Origin of the sequence: Rubritepida flocculans DSM 14296 (assembly GCF_000425365.1) — a bacterium.
In the GTDB taxonomy this organism is placed as follows: domain Bacteria; phylum Pseudomonadota; class Alphaproteobacteria; order Acetobacterales; family Acetobacteraceae; genus Roseococcus; species Roseococcus flocculans.
Map to the genome: position 1 here is coordinate 1 of NZ_AUDH01000040.1, position 15,945 is coordinate 15,945.

Annotated in this window: 18 protein-coding genes; 4 read left to right on the top strand and 14 right to left on the bottom strand. The window is 68.1% G+C overall.

Annotation, left to right across the window (positions count from 1 at the left end):
• The 8 genes from H596_RS0117560 to H596_RS0117595 form a co-directional block, all read right to left on the bottom strand.
• Positions 1 to 262 (bottom strand): IS5 family transposase (locus tag H596_RS0117560; RefSeq protein WP_027285988.1); only part of this gene is annotated, 262 nt, incomplete at its 3' end.
• Positions 263 to 409: 147 nt separating this feature from the next.
• On the bottom strand, positions 410 to 1,489 hold the full coding sequence (locus H596_RS0117565; RefSeq protein ID WP_027285989.1) for an MbnH family di-heme enzyme: 1,080 nt from the start codon (positions 1,487 to 1,489) through the stop codon (positions 410 to 412).
• The gene (locus H596_RS22285; RefSeq protein WP_051213345.1) at positions 1,486 to 2,376 is read right to left on the bottom strand and encodes an MbnP family copper-binding protein; all 891 of its coding nucleotides are present in this window, start codon (positions 2,374 to 2,376) and stop codon (positions 1,486 to 1,488) included. The genes H596_RS0117565 and H596_RS22285 overlap by 4 nt, the downstream gene beginning before the upstream one ends.
• A 14-nt stretch (positions 2,377 to 2,390) precedes the next feature.
• Entirely contained in the window at positions 2,391 to 2,858 is a 468-nt protein-coding gene (locus H596_RS0117575) for a copper chaperone PCu(A)C (RefSeq protein ID WP_027285990.1), read from the bottom strand.
• A gap of 22 nt (positions 2,859 to 2,880) precedes the next feature.
• Positions 2,881 to 3,189: a hypothetical protein gene (locus tag H596_RS0117580; RefSeq protein WP_027285991.1), complete on the bottom strand. Its 309-nt coding sequence runs from the start codon at positions 3,187 to 3,189 to the stop codon at positions 2,881 to 2,883.
• Positions 3,186 to 3,818, bottom strand: coding sequence for an SCO family protein (locus tag H596_RS22290; RefSeq protein WP_037301954.1), 633 nt, complete (start codon positions 3,816 to 3,818; stop codon positions 3,186 to 3,188). Before H596_RS22290 ends, H596_RS0117580 begins: the two co-directional genes overlap by 4 nt.
• A 14-nt stretch (positions 3,819 to 3,832) precedes the next feature.
• The gene (locus tag H596_RS0117590; protein WP_027285992.1) at positions 3,833 to 5,233 is read right to left on the bottom strand and encodes a YncE family protein; all 1,401 of its coding nucleotides are present in this window, start codon (positions 5,231 to 5,233) and stop codon (positions 3,833 to 3,835) included.
• 66 nt (positions 5,234 to 5,299) lie between these two features.
• Entirely contained in the window at positions 5,300 to 5,683 is a 384-nt protein-coding gene (locus H596_RS0117595) for a DUF2946 family protein (RefSeq protein WP_027285993.1), read from the bottom strand.
• 702 nt (positions 5,684 to 6,385) lie between these two features.
• Between H596_RS0117595 and H596_RS25005 the strand changes: the two genes are divergently transcribed.
• From H596_RS25005 to H596_RS0117610, 3 genes are all read left to right on the top strand, one after another.
• A complete protein-coding gene (locus H596_RS25005) occupies positions 6,386 to 6,589 on the top strand; it encodes a helix-turn-helix domain-containing protein (protein ID WP_408735290.1) in 204 nt (67 codons plus the stop codon).
• 2 nt (positions 6,590 to 6,591) lie between these two features.
• Positions 6,592 to 8,289 carry a hypothetical protein gene (locus tag H596_RS0117605; protein WP_027285995.1) on the top strand — a complete coding sequence of 566 codons (1,698 nt, stop codon included), beginning with the start codon at positions 6,592 to 6,594 and terminating at the stop codon, positions 8,287 to 8,289.
• 163 nt (positions 8,290 to 8,452) lie between these two features.
• A complete protein-coding gene (locus H596_RS0117610; protein WP_169579890.1) occupies positions 8,453 to 9,307 on the top strand; it encodes an ATP-binding protein in 855 nt (284 codons plus the stop codon).
• Here H596_RS0117610 and H596_RS0117615 read toward each other — a convergent pair.
• From H596_RS0117615 to H596_RS0117645, 6 genes are all read right to left on the bottom strand, one after another.
• Positions 9,291 to 10,082, bottom strand: a complete 792-nt coding sequence (locus H596_RS0117615) for a DNA-methyltransferase (RefSeq protein ID WP_027285997.1) — start codon at positions 10,080 to 10,082, stop codon at positions 9,291 to 9,293. The two genes, H596_RS0117610 and H596_RS0117615, sit on opposite strands and share 17 nt — an antisense overlap.
• Complete coding sequence (locus H596_RS0117620) at positions 10,082 to 10,996, bottom strand: TRM11 family SAM-dependent methyltransferase (RefSeq protein WP_051213351.1); 915 nt, start codon at positions 10,994 to 10,996, stop codon at positions 10,082 to 10,084. The genes H596_RS0117615 and H596_RS0117620 overlap by 1 nt, the downstream gene beginning before the upstream one ends.
• Positions 10,983 to 11,189: a MerR family transcriptional regulator gene (locus H596_RS25010; protein WP_027285999.1), complete on the bottom strand. Its 207-nt coding sequence runs from the start codon at positions 11,187 to 11,189 to the stop codon at positions 10,983 to 10,985. The genes H596_RS0117620 and H596_RS25010 overlap by 14 nt, the downstream gene beginning before the upstream one ends.
• A gap of 129 nt (positions 11,190 to 11,318) precedes the next feature.
• Positions 11,319 to 11,633: a hypothetical protein gene (locus H596_RS22295; RefSeq protein ID WP_245584059.1), complete on the bottom strand. Its 315-nt coding sequence runs from the start codon at positions 11,631 to 11,633 to the stop codon at positions 11,319 to 11,321.
• Between the two features lie 328 nt (positions 11,634 to 11,961).
• Positions 11,962 to 13,149, bottom strand: coding sequence for a PD-(D/E)XK nuclease domain-containing protein (locus tag H596_RS0117640; RefSeq protein WP_156910176.1), 1,188 nt, complete (start codon positions 13,147 to 13,149; stop codon positions 11,962 to 11,964).
• Positions 13,150 to 13,202: 53 nt separating this feature from the next.
• Entirely contained in the window at positions 13,203 to 15,611 is a 2,409-nt protein-coding gene (locus tag H596_RS0117645; RefSeq protein WP_084602981.1) for an argonaute/piwi family protein, read from the bottom strand.
• A gap of 91 nt (positions 15,612 to 15,702) precedes the next feature.
• Here H596_RS0117645 and H596_RS0117650 point away from each other — a divergent pair.
• Positions 15,703 to 15,945, top strand: a 243-nt coding sequence (locus tag H596_RS0117650) for a helix-turn-helix domain-containing protein (RefSeq protein ID WP_027286002.1), incomplete at its 3' end; no start/stop codon positions are given.

Sequence of the window (15,945 nt, forward strand, 5' to 3'; positions counted from 1 at the left end):
CGGGCTCGCCCGCTTCGCCGGCGAGCGCGGCGAAGATGCGGCTGAACACGCCCATGCGGCTCCAGCGGACGAAGCGGTTGTAGAGGGTCTTGTGCGGGCCGTAGCCCGGCGGGGCATCGCGCCAGCGCAGTCCGCCCTGGATGACGAAGATGATGCCGCTGAGGACGCGGCGGTCGTCCACGCGCGGGATGCCGTGCGAGAGCGGAAAGTGCGGCCGGATGCGCCGCATCTGCGCCGCGGTGAGCAGGAACGGGACGGACATGAGGGCACCTCCGCCCCGTTCAGAATCACGTCCGCCCGCGTCGCCGCAAGCAGATTAATGGGTCCTGAGCCTAGCCAACAGCATCTCGATACTCGGCACGAGTATGGGAGCGCCTTAAGGTCCCGATGACGGAGGGCACCCAGCGCCTCATCGGCGGTTGTCCTCGGTGGTGAAGGGGTTCGCAAGGCGCGGATCGGTCGTCACGCTTCGGTCGGTGAGGCTTTCCAGGAAGGCGATCAGGTCGCGCCGCTCCTGCGGCGTCAGGCGGAAGCCCGCGAGCAGGGACGAGGTGTGCGGCCCGCGATGGCGTCCGCCGCGCTCGTAGTGACGAATCACGTCGTCGAGTGTCGCCATGCTGCCGTCATGCATGTAGGGCGCGGTCAGCGCGATGTTGCGCAAGCTGGGCGTGCGGAAGGCGCCCATCTGCCGCGCATCGCCCGTGTGCTCGCCGATGCCGCCCGTCCGCGCCACGCCGGTGTCATGGAAGCCCATCTCCGGCGCGATCAGCCGCGCATGCATCACGTTGTCGGAGAACAGGAAGCCGCCATGGCAGTGGTAGCATTCCAGCCGCTCGCCAAAGAACAGCCGCTCGCCTCGGCGTGCCGAGGTGCTGATCGCGTTGCGCTGCCCGCCCCAGCGATAGCGGTCATAGGGGCTGTCGAAGCTGGCGATGGCGCGCTGGAAGGCGGCGAGTGCGCGCGTCAGCGTCTCGAGCGTGATCGCGCCGTCGCGGTCCGGGAAGGCGGCGGCGAACAGCGCGACATAGCGCGGGTCGGCCGCGAGCCGCGCGAACAGCGCCTCCTCGCGCCCCGACATCCCCATCTCCACCGGATGATCGCTGAACAGCGGGATCAGCGCCTGCTGCACGAGGCTCGTCTGCGCCGGGTTCGCCCAGGTCAAGACCGGCGTCCAGGCGAGGTTCACCAAGCTCATCGGGTTCTTCAGGCCAGGCGAGCCATCCACGCCCGGCACCGTCGCGCGGTTCACCGCAAAGGCCCGCGCCTGCTGGTGGCAGGTCGCGCAGGACATGGTCTCGTCGCGCGACAGGCGCACGTCGTGGAACAGCCAGCGGCCGAGCTCGACCTCCGCCGCGGTGAGCGGGTGGTCGAGCGCGGGCGGCGGCACCCAGGCAGGCAGCCGCCACTCCCACAGGGTGGTCGTGGCGGTGCCGGCCGCGGTGCCGCAGAGCAGCGCAACCGCGACCAGGATCGCGGAAAGCCGCCTCATCGCGCCGCCTGGCGCTGCGGCTGCACGCGGAAGAAGCGCTGCTCGCCCGCCACGACGTCCATGTAGGGCAGGCCGAGCGCCGGCAGCACGCTCCGGCACTCCGGGTCGTTCGGGAAGGACATGCATCCGGGCGGCGTGCCCTGCGTGTTGCGCGTAATGTCCACGCCCGCCAGCACCGGGCCGACATCGGCGATGACCGGCGCACTCAGCGGATCGAAGCCGGTCAGCGTGACGACGGGGCGGTTCGGGTTGCGGCAGTCGCGACCCGGCTCGGTCGGCGCGGCGGCGACGCATTGCGTGCTGCCGAGATGGAGCGAGAAGCCGCCGCGCCCGGCCTGCCCGCCATGCGAAGCGGCCGCGGTGGGCACCGGCATCTCGCCCGCGACCTGCAGGTCCACCTTCAGGAACTTGTAGCCGTTCTGCCAGTTCCAGAACATCGCCGTCAGGTTGAACGGGCTCGGCGCGACGGTGGCGTCCTGGTGGTTGTGGCGTTCCGGCACGCCGAGCGTGAAGCGGATGCCGGTGTAGCTGCCGGGTGCCGCGGTGCCGCGCAGCGCTTCGTTCATCGGCGCATTGCCGCCCTGCGCGCAGGGGCCGTGGCCGTTCTCGAAGTCGAGCAGGGCGACGCCGTCGCGCTGCCAGGGCGTCTCGGCCAGTGCAACCGGCACGGCGGTGCCGTCGGCGCGCAGCAGATGCACGTCATGCACGTAGAAGCGGAAATCGGTCGGCGTCGCGGTCGCGTTCGTGCTGCCGAGGCCGGGATAGCTCTGACCGCAGGCGAAGGCGCTGCCGTTCACCTGCGCGGCAAAGCGGATCGCGACCTCCTGCTGGGCGAGCGCGGGCGTGGCAGCGAAGGCAAGCGTGGCAAGGGCGAGCGTGCGGATCATCTCGGTTGCTCCTGTCAGTGGGTGTGGCCGCGCGCACCGGCGGCCTGAATCTCAGGCTGCACGGTCGCCTCGCCCGCGCGTTCGAAGCGCAGCGTCAGCGGGACGGTCGCACCCTGGCGCAGCGGCTCGGTGAGGCCGATCAGCATCACGTGCAGCCCGCCGGGGCGGAGCCGCACGGTCTCACCGGCCGGCACGGCGATGTCGCGCACCGGACGCATGCGCATCACGTCGCCGTCGCGGACATGCGTGTGCAACTCGACTGTGCGGGCAATCGGCGTGCTGGCCGAGACCAGGCGATCGGCCTCGCGTCCCGTGTTGCGCAGCGTCATGTAGGCGGCGCCGTTGGTGTTGGCGCCGGCGGCGCGCGACCAGGGATGGCCGATGGTGATGGCGCCCACCGTCGTGTCGTGATGGGCGCCTGCGGGTGCGGCGAGCAGCAGCGCAGGGCTGGCCAGCAGCAGGCGGCGGGAAAGCGTGGTCATGGCGTTGTCTTTCTGGTTGGCGTCAGAGCGTGCGGGCTTCGATGCGGCCTGCCAGGCGCGCAATCTCCACCGCCTGGCGCGCGCCGGCGGCCGGGTCGCCGACGTCGCAGGCATCGCCCGCGGCGGTCAGCGCGGCGGTCAGTGCGCGCGCTTCCTCGGGCGTGGCGCGGGCCAGGACGGCGCGCGCGATCTCCGCCGCGGGGTCGAAGGCAGCGCGGCATATCTCGGTGATCTCCTGGTTCATCGCCTCGGGGTCGCAGGCGCGCGCCAGTGGCGGCGCGGCGATGAGCGCGAGGGCGAGCAGGGCTGCGGTCGGCAGCGTGCGGGTCATGGCAGTCTCCTTTCGGCAAGCGCGGGGCCGATCTGGCGCGCGACATCGGCGGCCATGGCCTCGGCGGTGATGGTGGCGGGGAAGACCTGCCGCGTGCGCCCATCGGGCCCGAGCAGGTAGGTGAAGGAGGAGTGGTCGAGCAGGTAGGCGTCCGCGTCGCGCCCTTCGGCGACGCGGCGGTGGTAAACGCGGAAGGCGCGTGCGGCAGCGTCGGTCTGCGCCGGCGTGCCGGTCAGGCCGATCAGCGCCGGATGGAACAGGTCGGTGTAGTCGCGCAGCGACGCCGCGTCGTCGCGCTCGGGATCGACGGTCGCGAAGGCAAGCACGGTCTGCGCCTGGGCGGATGCGGGCAACAGCTCGTAGGCCTCGACCATCTTGGCGAGCTCGGTCGGGCAGACATCGGGGCAGTAGCGGTAGCCGAAATAGAGCAGCACGAAGCGGCCGCGCCAGGTCGCCTCCGTCACCGTCCCCCTATCCTCGTCGGTCAGCGCGAAGGGACCGCCGACCGTCGGGGCCGGGTCAAGCAGGGCCGACGGCGCATGTGCGCCGCCGAGCCACTGCATCGCCCCGAAGCCTGCGATCGCCAGCAGCATCACGCCGCCGGCGATCGCACCGAGGTTGCGCGCCATCGCGCGCGGTCCCGTCAGCGCGCGGCGGGCATCGGCCCCGACGCCTTCGACGCGCCGGAAGCGCCGAACACGGCCACGCGGTTCGGCTGCGCGACGACGGGGAAGTGCCGGACGACCTGGCGCGTTGTCGTGTCGATCACATGCACGACGTTGTCCACGTTGGACGGCACGACCAGGAAGCGCCCATCGCCGGACAGCGCATTGTCGCGATGCCCGTTATGTGCGCCGACGCGGATCGAGGGCAGCTGGCGCGGCTCGTTCGGCGTCGAGACATCCACTACCGCCACCGCATGGCTGCGCGTGGTCGCCGCGCCGAGGCTCGACAAGGGCAGGAACAGCGTGTCGCCGGCAAGCGTCGCGTAGCCGGTGCGCGCGCCGATCTCCCCCGTGCCGGCGAGGCTCCGCGTGCAGTCCGGCCCGTCCTTCAGGATCGGCAGCTCCGCCGCGATGCGGTCCGCGCGCGCGTCGATCAGCGCGAGCTGGCCGACCTGGCAGGCCGCGCCCGGCGCGCGGCTGTCGGCCTCGCGCGGGGCGTATTGCGGGCCGTAGAGCAGGCCGGCGGTGGGATGCACCGCGATCGCCGCGCCGCCCCAGCCGCGGGTGGCCGGCAGCAGGCGGAATGTCGGCGTCTCGGCGCGCATGTCGAGGCTGACGAAGGCGCCGACATTGTTGATGTTGTGGTAGCCGCGGCCCGTCACGTGATCGGTCGCCGCGCCGTGCGGCGCGGGGCGCACCCCCGCCTCGCCGCCGCGCGGATGGCAGGGCCGGCGGCCGTCGCGGCCATCGAGGCCGATGCCCTCGGCCGAGAGCGTGGCGACGATGCGGATATTGGCCGGATCGGCGAAGTCCAGCACCTGCAGCACGGCCTCGCAGTCGCCGATGTTGGAGACGGCGGCGCGGGCGCGGTCGGGGGCGAAGTTCAGCTTGTGATGGCCGGTGCCGAGCCGGATCTCGCCGACTGGGCGGAGGAAGGTCGGGCTGCCCGGCGTCGCATCCACGAACAGCGCGGAGCTGTCGGCGGCCGGCGTGAAGGGCGCGGTGCGCGCCTCGTCGCCGTCGTTCAGCGCGACGAAGAAGCGCCGTCCGTTCAGCATCGGCGAGAGATAGGCATGCACCGGCCGCGTGCCGCCGAGCGTTGAGGAAGGCAGCCGCGCCACCTCGGTCAGCGTGCGGGCATCCACCACCAGCACGGCGTTGCCGTCGCGGTGGTTCAGCAGGATGTGGCCGCTCTCCAGCGCGACCATGTCGGCCGAGATGCCGGGCGTGGCGAAGCGGGCGAGTTCATGGCCAGTGGCGAGGTCATAGGCGACGAGCGCGTCGCGGCCCGACACGAAAAGGCGATCCGCCGCCTCAGCGGGCAGGGATGTGGCAAGAAGCGGCACGCCGAGCGCGGCCGCGAGAAGCGAACGAGACATTCCCGGAATTCTCCTGGACACATGACGAAATCCCGCGCCGCGTGCGGCGCAGGGGACGGACAGGCGTCAGGAGAAGGTGGGTGGAGCCCGGGAGGCGTAGGGGGGCGCGCGGGCGCCAAGCGGCGGCAGCGCCTCGGGTGTCGCCTGCGGCGCGGCGGCGGGGCGCGAGACGGGCAGCGGAACACTGGCCGGCTCGGCCAGGACCAACTGCGGCAGGCCGTGGCAGGCCAGGCAGAAGCCGGCATGGTCGTGGCCAGACGGCGCGTCCTGGTCGGACGTGCCGCCGAGGTCCATCAGCACGATGCCTTCGGAGGTGCAGATCTCGACGTGGAAGGCCTTGTGCGCCGGTGCGGCCGCAAGACGCAGGCAATGCGCTGCGGCCAGGCCGCTCTGCAGGCAGAGCACCAGGGCAAGCAACAGCCTGAGGAGGCGCGCGCCGGGGCGGAACATCACGTTGCAAGTAGCCGACAGAGCTCCCCAAGGGCAACCGCCGAGGGGGGGCACGGTGCCCGTCCGGCCAGCCCAGCGTCGTCAATGGCATACGGCGGTGCTCCTTCCGCCCGGTGCTCCCGACATCCGCCGCCGGACACCGCCGCATCCCGCTCGCCCTTGTCTCGGTGCATCGCGTGGCAGGCGACCACCGCCGCGGTTCGAACTCCTCGGCGTCATCGCTGGCAAGCGCCACCGCCCAGAGAATTTCAGTTCCCGGTTCCCACCGCTGCTCCAGTCGGTCCTCTCCGAACCATTCTCCGCAGCACCGGGACCGCGCTGAGGCGCAGTGTTTCCGCGGTTTTCAGCGCACACCTTGAGGGTGCGCAGGCGGAACGAGGGCGCGTTTCGCTCTCTGGACGGCGAAGCCTCTCCGGACCTTGAGGGTTGGGCGATTCCGCCAACAAGGTCTATCTCATTGCTTCCGATAAGTTTTTGACGCCACGTCTCCGCTGCAATTCAGCATGTCCATCGCCTCATCGGTGGCCGGACAATGAGGACTAGTCTCCCTCCCCCGAGCTCCCCTAGCTGACCGGCCCCTCTTAGATCGCAGCCCGGCGACGATGAACCGGACCGCGCTCACAATCTATGGACACATAATCACGTCCGCTCGATAATCAGGGGGTGGATCGAGCGACGGAGCAGCGCTGTGATTTCGGTGAAGTGGTCCGTAGAGCGCGCGTAACGGCCGGCCTCACGCGAGAGGAGCTCGCCGAGAAAGGCGGAATCGACCGCAGCTACATCGGCGGCGTCGAGCGAGGCGAGCAGAACCCAACCTTTTTCGTCAAATGCAAGACCGCTGGAGGGCTGCATCTGCCCGTTCCCGACCTCGTCTCCGACGAAAAGATGCGACGGGGCGGAGGATAAGGTTGCTCCGCTTTCCAAACCCGGGCTCCACGATCGATAACTTTGTGCGAGTCTATGGCGCCGCGTTTGAGCGGCTCAACGGGCGCGTCGTCGACCTTGACGACATCGTGGAAGCCGTGGTCGCGGCCAACCTTGCGACTTCGTCTGGGTACATGGGCACAGAGGCGGTTGCGCGGTCCACGCGTGAGGACCGCAGCCGGGACCCGCTATTCAACCAGCTCAAAATGTATGCGGAGCTGTTCAGGATGCTGGGCTGGCTGCACCCAACGCCCGAGAGCAGCCTGAACTACACCTTCACGCTGCTCGGGAAGCAGCTGGTGGCGGCCGGTCGTGACTACTGGCCGCTGCTCGAAGAGTGCATCCTCGGCATTTCATTTCCCACGCCCATTCTTGCGGTAAAGGGCGAGTTCAACCTTCGCCCGTTCGCCTGCCTGCTCAGGGTCATGGTCGCGGCAGGTGGCTACTTGGCGCGTGACGAGATGATCGTCGGGCCGCTGAGCGCTTCGGATGACCGTGGCCCGCGGGCGGTGGAAGAGATTGCAGATAAGGTGATGGCAGCGCGCAAGAGTCAGGCGGCAAGCAAGGCCGCTTTGGCTGCGGTCGCCGAGCTGCGGCGAACCCAGGTCAACACCCTCCACAACTACACCCGCTGGCCAATCGCCGTGCTCAGGGACTCGGGCTGGGCCGAGGAGGCTAACGTCAGCTACCGGGATGGTCGGAAGTACCGTGCCTGGGCGTTGACGGCGAAAGGCCAGGCGGTCGCGGCAAGGGTGTCTGCGTCCCTCGACCTACGGGCAGCCGACGCCGAGAGGATGACGCCTGACGAACGCAACGCGGTAGCGCTGCTTGCCCACTACCAGATGCTGGACCGAGCCGGGTTTGACGTTACCCCGGTGGCCGAGCGCGTCGCGGCCGCAAAGGCGGTCGCGCTGCCGGTGCTGGCGCGACGGGGCATGAGGGGGAACGGTCTGCTGTTCTCGCCGTTCCAGGCGCTGTCCCTGCCTCACATCGCGGCGGTGTTCCCTGCTGGAGCGACTGCCCCACGCGTCGAACGCGGCGCCGGCACTGTTGGTGTGGCGGGGCGGGACGATCGGTCGCACCTTTTCGTGGCGCCGCGCTTGGTAGCCGCGCGCGGCGCGACTGAGCCGCAGGCCGAGGCGGTCCGCGCCGAGCTTGTCGCCCTTCTCAAGCGGCACAAGACGCCGGCCCGGGCCGCGGCTGCGTTCGCTGAGGCGCACGCCGGCGACACGCAGGCCGAGTTCTACCCTCTCGTGACCTTTCTGTTCCGCATCCTCGGCTTCAGGAGCGAGCATTCGCGCGCGGGCGTCAATTACCAGCGCTGGGACGCTTGCGTGTGGGTCGGCGAGGCGGCGCTACCGGTCGAGATCAAGTCCCCGACGGAGGAGGTATTCCTCTCCACGAAGGCGGTCCGCCAAGCGCTGGAGAACAAGGTCATCCTCCTCTCGCGCGGTGGCCTCACGACAAGGCGCGAGCTGACCAGCTTGGTCGTCGGATACCAGCTACCGAACGAGCGGGGCGAGATGTCTACCCTCATCGATGACGTGTTCAAGGCCTACGGCCTCCGGCTCGGCGTCATAGACATAACCGCCCTGGCTCACCTAACCGCGCGCGCCATCGCGGAGGGCGTGACAATCGACGGCGACCAGCTGAGCCAGCTCCGGGGCTTCCTCGATGTCTGAGTTTGTCCTCCACAAGGGGCGGAGGCCCGCAAGGGGCTTCGCCCGGCACTACGGCTCGGACGTCCGGGAGGTAGCGTTCAGCGCCGGCGGCCCGACATTGGTCCGGCTAATGGACGGCCGAGAGGGGCGGGGCAGCTGCCTGGGATGCGGCAAGGCGCCCTGCATGGAGAAGGATCCCAGCGAGCTGGTGCTTGCCGGCGAGCTGGACTCCTACCCCGGAGACCCAAACCTCGACGTTTGCCCAACGCGAGCCGTCGTCTGGAATCGGGACGGCACGGCGGTGGCCATCACGGATAACTGCATTGGCTGCGGCCTTTGCGTCGCGCGCTGCCCCTACGGCGCGATCCACCTGGCGGGCGGGGAGATTGCGCGGGTCGAGACGGCTGACCCGGATCGCCTAGTCACGCGCGGCCGGACAGAGGGCGCGCATCCAGAGCCGACGAGGACGGGCGCCTTGGCAGCGCTCGACGCGCCGGCAGCAACCGAGCTGCCCGCCGCGGTCAGCACGCTGCAAGACGCGCGGGCGGCCCTCCTCGTGCGCAATCTCCTGCACGAGGTGGGCGTGAACGCGCGTGTTCGCCGGCGAGGCGACACGAACATGCGGATTGATGCCGTTGGTCAGTCGCGCAATGGTCGGCCCTTCGTAGCAGAGATAGAGCTGACCCCGGCCGTGCTGGAGTCCCCGCGCGCGCTGCTGGAGGACGTCGCGGTCCTGCATTCTCGCTACGGCTTCTCGGTCACCGATATCGACCCGCTGAGCGTGGTCTTGGTCCTCCCGAACGTGCGCTCGGAGTACTACCGCGTCATCCGCGACATCGAGCGCGTGCTGAACGTGCGGTGCCGAACGATCACGCTCGGCGCCTTAGTGGCGTTGCTATGGACAGGCACGCGCCTGGACGGCTTCCAGAACGCCGCCTTTGCCGTCGGGGATAGCGGGGTCGATCTGGAGGCTGGGCTCGGGATCCCGCGCGCCCTGCTGCGCGAGCCCTACGCCGGCGCCTTCAGGCCGGCAGGCTGAGGAGGTCGCCCTCCAACGCCTGCCGCGTTATCGCCACGCGCTCGCGCGCCAGCTCGACGTACTTGGGGTTCAGCTCGAACCCCACGAAGCCACGTCCCTCCATGACGGCCGCGACACATTCGCTGCCGCTGCCCACGAACGGTACCAACACGGTGTCGCCCGGGCTTGAGAAGTGCTTTACCAGCCGGCGCGAGATGCTAAGTGGCTTCTGCGTCGGATGGTCCACCTTCTCGTCGCGGAAGCGCCGCCCCGCCAGCGTCGGGAAGGACCAGACGTCGCTGGCCATGCGGCCCTCGGGATTCGGCTCCCAGACCTTCCCGTTCTTGACGATCTTGTGCTTCAGCCGCTCCTGGCTTTTGTACGGCTCTCGAATGGGGGTGAAGATGTAGCGGTCCGTCTTGGAGAACCAGAGGAGCGGCTCGTAGTTGGCGTTAAGCGTCCGCTTCCCGTAGCCCGCGAATCCATTCTCGTAGTGCCAGATGATCTGACGCCGGTAGATCAGCCCCAGCTCGTACATCATGCACTGCACCCAGCACATGTGGTGGTGGATGCCGTAAACGAAGATGTTTCCCTCGTCTGAAAGGAGGCGGTTGGCCTCCTTCAGCCAGTTCCTCGTCCACTCGCGCCACTCCGCCTTGCGCTCCGTCTCCTTCCAGGGACCGAAGTCCTTGTTCAGGTTGTATGGGGGGTCGGCGACGATGAGGTTGAACGACCCGGCCGGGAGCTGCTTCATCCCCTCGATGCAGTCGCCCAGCACGATTTCTTCGCGCGCCATCACTTGGGCTTCTGAAGGATTAGGATGTACTGGTTGTGGATATTCGGCACGTACGAGTAGGGATAGCCGTACGGGAATACCTTCTTGTGCCGCTGGTAGAGGACTTTCAAGCCGCGCATCTCTAGCCCGCGTGGCTCCAGCGCCCGTGCTAGGTCAGCGTGGAACATGATGTACTTCGCCTTGTCGCGGAAATCACTGACGACGACGCACATGTACTTGCCGCGCCTTAGCGTCCTGCCGCTCTCCCCTAGGATCGCGGCAAGCTCACTCAGGAACTCCTCGTAGCTCTCGATGCGCGCCAGGTCGCGCTCGTCCTCGCCGTAGTCCTTGGCGAACCCCTTCTCCAAACGCTCCTGCCTCACCTTGTGGTCTTCCTTCTTCAGGATCGACCAGTACGGCGGGCTGGTGACGACGAAGTCGACGCTCTCGCTGGGGATGTTAGGGAGGTGCTCGCGCGCATCGCCTTCCAGGACCGTCTGACTCCCGACTGCGGCGAACATGTCGCGTACCTCGGTGCGCAGGCGCTGCCGTGCGAGGTCTGCGAAGGTTGGGTTCAGCTCAATGCCGATGCCGTTGCGCCCATCGATGGCGCAGGCTTTCAGCGTCGAGCCGACCCCAACGAAAGGATCGAGAACAGTCGCCCCCCGCTTCGTGAAGAAGCGAACCAGGCGTCCGACGTCGGTGAACGAGAAGGGGGCAGGATGCTGGCGCTCAATTTGAGCGTCGGGATGGTTGGCGCCGAGGCCTCTCTGGTTCCAGACCGAGACAGTCTCCGGTATCCACTCGCGGGCGGTCAGGTCGTTAAGTTGGTTGCGAGGATCTACCGTCCTCGGCAGGTCCTCGCCCCCGACCTCTATCTCGGTCGCGTCCTCGTCGACGTCATCAACAAGGGGCTTAGCTTTAGCGGCTCGCATGGCTTCCCTCAATTTTACTCTTCAACCGCTCAAGCTCTGCACGGTCATATACTCTGTATCTGTTCATAGGGTGACGGCGCGGCTTCAGCTTCCCGGTGCGATCCCAATTCCGCAGCGTCGACGCGGAAACCCCGAGGAGCCGAGCGGCTTGGGCTATTGTAAGGAACGGGCGCGGCTCCGAATCGGGCTGCATGACACCGAAAGTTTGCCAAGCATGGGCAAACGTTGTCAACTCGGAGTGCCTGAAGTGTGCCCTCAGGGTGGCAATGAGCGTCGAGTGTTAGGGGCTGTGCGCCACGCCGCCCACGCTACCGGCCAGCTCTCAATCATTGTCGAACTCCAATGCGGTGCGCTGTTCAGCCCAGGTCGTGGGGAACGAACCCATGAGCCGCGGCAATGTCACCTCTTCCGGCTGCTGCCCATCGAGAATGGCCTGGACGATCCCCGGCGCGAGCAGGGTCAGCCGCAGCAGGCAGCCCAAGGAACCTCGCTCGATTCGCTCCGCCGCAGCCATCTCGCTGATCGAGGCGTAGCGCCTCTCGTCCAGCAGCCGCTGGTACCGGAACGCCCGCGCCAATGCCTTTATCAGCGCCGGATCGGCCCGCGCCGGGAGCGCCGCCTCGGTGCCGTCCCGCACCGGGGTTACACCTCCTCCGCCCCGGCCGGCGCCGGATGACAAGCGGCACCCGGACCGTGATGCTGGTAGCGGTCGTCACGCGGCGGCCCTCAGCGCCTCGGGCACGATGGCGGTGAGGTCTCGGACGGGGCCGGCCAGCCCCTCGACGCAGAGGCAGACGTCGGCTCCTGCGGGCGACACCACCCGCTCCACCAGGCCTACGCTGGTAACCGATCCGTACTCGGTTCCACGGTCGCCTCTCAGGAGGGAGTTAGGAATCGCCCTTCCGTGCTGTTGGGAATCCCCCTCGGCCCCTTCACACCGGCAGGGGCGCCATGCGGTAGCCCTGTTACACGGATCCGCGCTGATGGCGATCTGGAAGCATCCCGGGGCGCCGGACAATGACCACAGCCTTAACCCGCGCATCCCGCTGCAGGATGGCGGTACGCAGGCTATCATGGCGCTCGGGCCGAGGCGCGTCGCAATCATCGTAGATGTAGACAACCATCTGGTCGAAGCGCGCCGGGTCAGAGAAGTAGAGTCCGATATCGCCGGCGATCTGCTCCTCGATCGCGCGAAAGTCCGTCGAGGCGCGCAGCATCTTCACCTCGATGATGAGCTTCAAGTTGAGGATCCCGAAATCGTAGCGCGGCTGCTTCAGACCGAAGCCAGGCAGGTACTGCTCATCACGCAGCTGATCGCCGAAAGCAGGATAAAGCATCGCCCACAGGAAAGCCTGCACATGGGCCTCGCTGTCGATAAGCCAGCGCGCCGGCGCCGCGTCCCGGCGGCTGGCCCTTTCGTCCCAGACCCAGCGCTTAAGGGCACCCTGGGTGCGCTCAAGCAGATCGACCACGCGGTCAACATCGGGCACCAGCTCCAGCACCGCCGCCTGCACCAGAGCGTTGGCGGCGACAAGCCAAACCACGCTACGCTCCAGTTCCCCTGCTATAGGGCAGGGCTCGCTCAGCAGCCGGGCAAACAGGCTTTGTTGCGCCGCACGCGCGGGATGGCCGGCGCTGTGGAAGCAGGCTGGCCAGACGCGCCGCAGGCATAAATCGAGAGCGAAGGCATCGAAGTCGTCGGTTTCGACGTCAGCGCGCAGCCGGCCGCGTCTGTCGAGCCGATCGGCGGCGAGGGCGCGAGCACGTCGGGTCCAGTCCGGCCCGGATGCTGGGCCGTCGGCGATCGCAATCAGCCACGCCACGGCGTCGGCGACGGCACGCCCCTCGGCCATAAGGCGGGAGAGGCCCTCGGCAATGCCGAGCAGCGCGATGTCGTCACCGACCAACTGGTCGCGACCGGCTTTGGGCCGTCCGCGGATGCGCTCGACCGCACTCAGGAAGCCATCGAGCACCGTTTCAGGTAACGGCCCCGCGGCGCCGAGCAGGAAGCCCGCGAAGGCCACGTCGGGGATGCCGCCATAGGCGGCATCCGCCAGCGCCTGTTCGATCAGCGCCGGCGCGTCATCGGGCGCCGCCCCCTGCAGGCGGCGGGCGAAGCCACGCGAAGCGGCGCCGGCACTCGGTTCGGACATCGCCGCGACCGTGCGGAGCTCGGCGAGGCGGGGGGCGAGCAGGAATGTGGGGGTCAGAGGAACCACAGGCTATGCCGCAGCGAACCGACGGTCAGGACATCGCAGCGCCACTCCGGCACCAGCCGGAGATTGCCCAGCGCCCGGGCGATGAGGCGGGAGTAGAGGATGGTCACCGGCTCCTCGGCCGGGAAGAAGCTGCGCCAGCACAGGTACGAGAAGTGGAAGACCTGACGGGCGAGATAGGTCAGGTCGGTAAAGTCCGACTCCGGATGCAACTCGATTAGCAGAGGACGAGGCAGCCCCTGAGCATCGGCTTTCACCTCATCGGCGCCGACTAGCTGGAGCAGCGCCGCCCGAGCGCTCAGCTGGCGACACTGGCCGCGGCGGGGCACCCCCACGCCTTTCAGGCCCCTCCGGCCGCCGGGCATGTGATACTCGATGCCGGTCTGCCGGGGATCGAACAGGAAGAAATCGTGGTGGCGTGATATGTCGAGAAAAGCGAACTCCACCTGGTGCCGCCCAGCGACCAAGTCCCGGACCAACGCCTTGATCGCATCGATCTCGCGGTGCTTCAGCGGCTTGTAGACATGGAACACCAGCCGGACGTGATCGCCCACCTGCCAGTTGTTCTGCTCGCGCACGAAGCGGATGGTGCTGGTTAGGCTCTCTAGAAGCGCCACAGCATAGTCCTCGAACGCGACTTCGCGAGTCTGCCCCCATACGAGATAGCGGCCATCGGCCTGAAACAGGGTGGTAAGTCCGACATAGCGCGCCTTGGGACCAAGCCGCCCTTCTCCCACCTCGCTGGCACCGAGGCCGATGACCAGTTCATGCGAGGCCGGCGCCCGGGTGGACATCACGAACGGCGTTCCGCCGAGCTTGGCATAGCTGGCTAGAGCCAAGTTGTTGAGTATGTAGGGTAGATTACGGTCCGACGCCTCGATGGTTTCCGCTTTGATGCTCTGCACCGGCACGCCGGCCGCCATAAACAGGGCTTTGGCGGCCAGATACGGATTGTCGGCTGCGGGCAGGGTCCAGTAGCTCGCCCGTGTCTGCACCAGGGCAAGATCAGGGCGCTGGGGCAGGCGCTGCAGCAGCCGGGCGATGGCACGGCGATATTCCTCTGCCTGGGGTGCCGCGACGTCCTCAATCTGGAACCGGATGCGCTGCAGGCGGAACTTGCCAATCAGCCCGCCCTGGAACGGGTTGTCGGGCGGCTGGGCCCGCGACTTGTTGGCACGCTGCCACAGCGCTTCATCGAAGCCGCTGCGCAGCGTCTGGAGCCGTTGCTCGGTGCGCCCGCGCTGGGTTCGCTCGCAGATCACGGCAACGACCGGCTCGTTGCGCTCTTGCTGGATATACTGGTAGGGGCCGAAGCGCCTGATGCCGGCGTCGGCCTGCGAGCCGGTCTCGCGCCCTTGCGGGCCGAACAGAAGGCCCGGCCGGCTCACGGTGATCTCCGCGGGGAAGGCCGGGTCGCCCAACTGGAGCAGCGTGCCGATCGTTGCCTTTAGCCCGCCAGTGAAGGTCAGCGGCAGAACCCGGCTGGTTTCTTCAAGGACCCGCGCGATGTGCTGGAGCTTGTCGGCGGCAGTGACATAGGGCTGGCGCCGCCGCTGAAGCCCGCCAAGGATGCGGTCGGCGGCGGTCGGGTAGAAGAGCCGGACGACCTTCTCCAGGGTTTCCTGCCGGGGTTCGAGGACGACCTCGCCGGCATCCACCGGGCCGTCCAGTTCAGCATCGGTGAGGTGCAGCCGTCCGTTCTCGACGGCAGCAACGCAGCCGATGGTCTCCAGCCTGGGCCGCAATCCCTCGTTGTCGCCTTCCTGACGGCAGACATAGAGCCCGCACGGGTCAAGCCCGGCCCTGATCAACACGGCAACCGGGATGGCGATGTCGTTGGAAGTGCCGATGTCGAGTAGCAGGGCGAGGTAAGGCGCAGCCCCGTCCTGTGCCGGCTGCACCACGCGGGTATCGAAGCTGTGGCGCACCAGCACCTCAATACCGGGCGTGGGATCGAGGCCGATCTCGCGTATCGCGGCCGAGAGCAGGGCGGCCTTGCGACTGCTACCCCAGCACTGCAGCGGCCTGGCTCGCCGCAGGATGGTGCGTCGGCCGACAAGCCAGCCGAACAGCGCCTGCTGCACGGCCTTGCCCACCAGCAGCAGGTGCTCAGCCACCGGAACGTCGCTGGCCTCGCCGAGGACGGCGACATCGGCGGCGAGACCAATGTTGAGGATCGCGCCGATCCGGCTGTCGAACCTGAAGGCATGCTGGGGGTGCGCCTCGCGCAAGGCGCGGTACTGCTCCTCATCCTGGTAGGGCAGCCGTCCCACTCGCATGGTCGTGGCCGAAAAGCCGATTGGGGCAAGGTTGAGCGTTAGTACCTCGCGCAACATCGGCGTATCAGCCTGGATGGGGTCCGACGACGGCCGCATCTTGACCGATTCAGCATAAGCCATGTGGCACACGCATAATGTGGGGTGGATCAAGCTAGTGGTTTGATCGATGTTGATGATTCCCTTGGTGGCCTAGACCTGCGAGTCTGGGCGCATGAGGGAAGGCGTTGAGGTCCGGCTCCGTCCGGGCGACCGAGAGCGGCTCGAAGGCGTGGTCTCCGACCGCAAGAGCCCGCAGCACCATGTCTGGCGGGCACGGATCGTGTTGCTGACCGCGGACGGCGTGGGGACGATGGCGATCCGCGCGGCGACCGGCAAAGGCAAACCCACGATCTGGCGTTGGCAGGCGCGCTACATGCAAGACGGCGCCGACGGCCTGTTCCGGGACGCCCCGCGA

What these genes read in the sequence shown, in the direction of transcription:
- H596_RS0117565 (WP_027285989.1), bottom strand. Translation starts at nt 1,489, where the DNA reads ATGAGGCGGCTTTCCGCGATCCTGGTCGCGGTTGCGCTGCTCTGCGGC.
- H596_RS22285 (WP_051213345.1), bottom strand. Translation starts at nt 2,376, where the DNA reads ATGATCCGCACGCTCGCCCTTGCCACGCTTGCCTTCGCTGCCACGCCC.
- H596_RS0117575 (WP_027285990.1), bottom strand. Translation starts at nt 2,858, where the DNA reads ATGACCACGCTTTCCCGCCGCCTGCTGCTGGCCAGCCCTGCGCTGCTG.
- H596_RS0117580 (WP_027285991.1), bottom strand. Translation starts at nt 3,189, where the DNA reads ATGACCCGCACGCTGCCGACCGCAGCCCTGCTCGCCCTCGCGCTCATC.
- H596_RS22290 (WP_037301954.1), bottom strand. Translation starts at nt 3,818, where the DNA reads ATGGCGCGCAACCTCGGTGCGATCGCCGGCGGCGTGATGCTGCTGGCG.
- H596_RS0117590 (WP_027285992.1), bottom strand. Translation starts at nt 5,233, where the DNA reads ATGTCTCGTTCGCTTCTCGCGGCCGCGCTCGGCGTGCCGCTTCTTGCC.
- H596_RS0117595 (WP_027285993.1), bottom strand. Translation starts at nt 5,683, where the DNA reads ATGTTCCGCCCCGGCGCGCGCCTCCTCAGGCTGTTGCTTGCCCTGGTG.
- H596_RS0117610 (WP_169579890.1), top strand. Translation starts at nt 8,453, where the DNA reads ATGGAGAAGGATCCCAGCGAGCTGGTGCTTGCCGGCGAGCTGGACTCC.
- H596_RS0117615 (WP_027285997.1), bottom strand. Translation starts at nt 10,082, where the DNA reads ATGGCGCGCGAAGAAATCGTGCTGGGCGACTGCATCGAGGGGATGAAG.
- H596_RS0117620 (WP_051213351.1), bottom strand. Translation starts at nt 10,996, where the DNA reads ATGCGAGCCGCTAAAGCTAAGCCCCTTGTTGATGACGTCGACGAGGAC.
- H596_RS25010 (WP_027285999.1), bottom strand. Translation starts at nt 11,189, where the DNA reads ATGCAGCCCGATTCGGAGCCGCGCCCGTTCCTTACAATAGCCCAAGCC.
- H596_RS0117640 (WP_156910176.1), bottom strand. Translation starts at nt 13,149, where the DNA reads ATGTCCGAACCGAGTGCCGGCGCCGCTTCGCGTGGCTTCGCCCGCCGC.
- H596_RS0117645 (WP_084602981.1), bottom strand. Translation starts at nt 15,611, where the DNA reads ATGGCTTATGCTGAATCGGTCAAGATGCGGCCGTCGTCGGACCCCATC.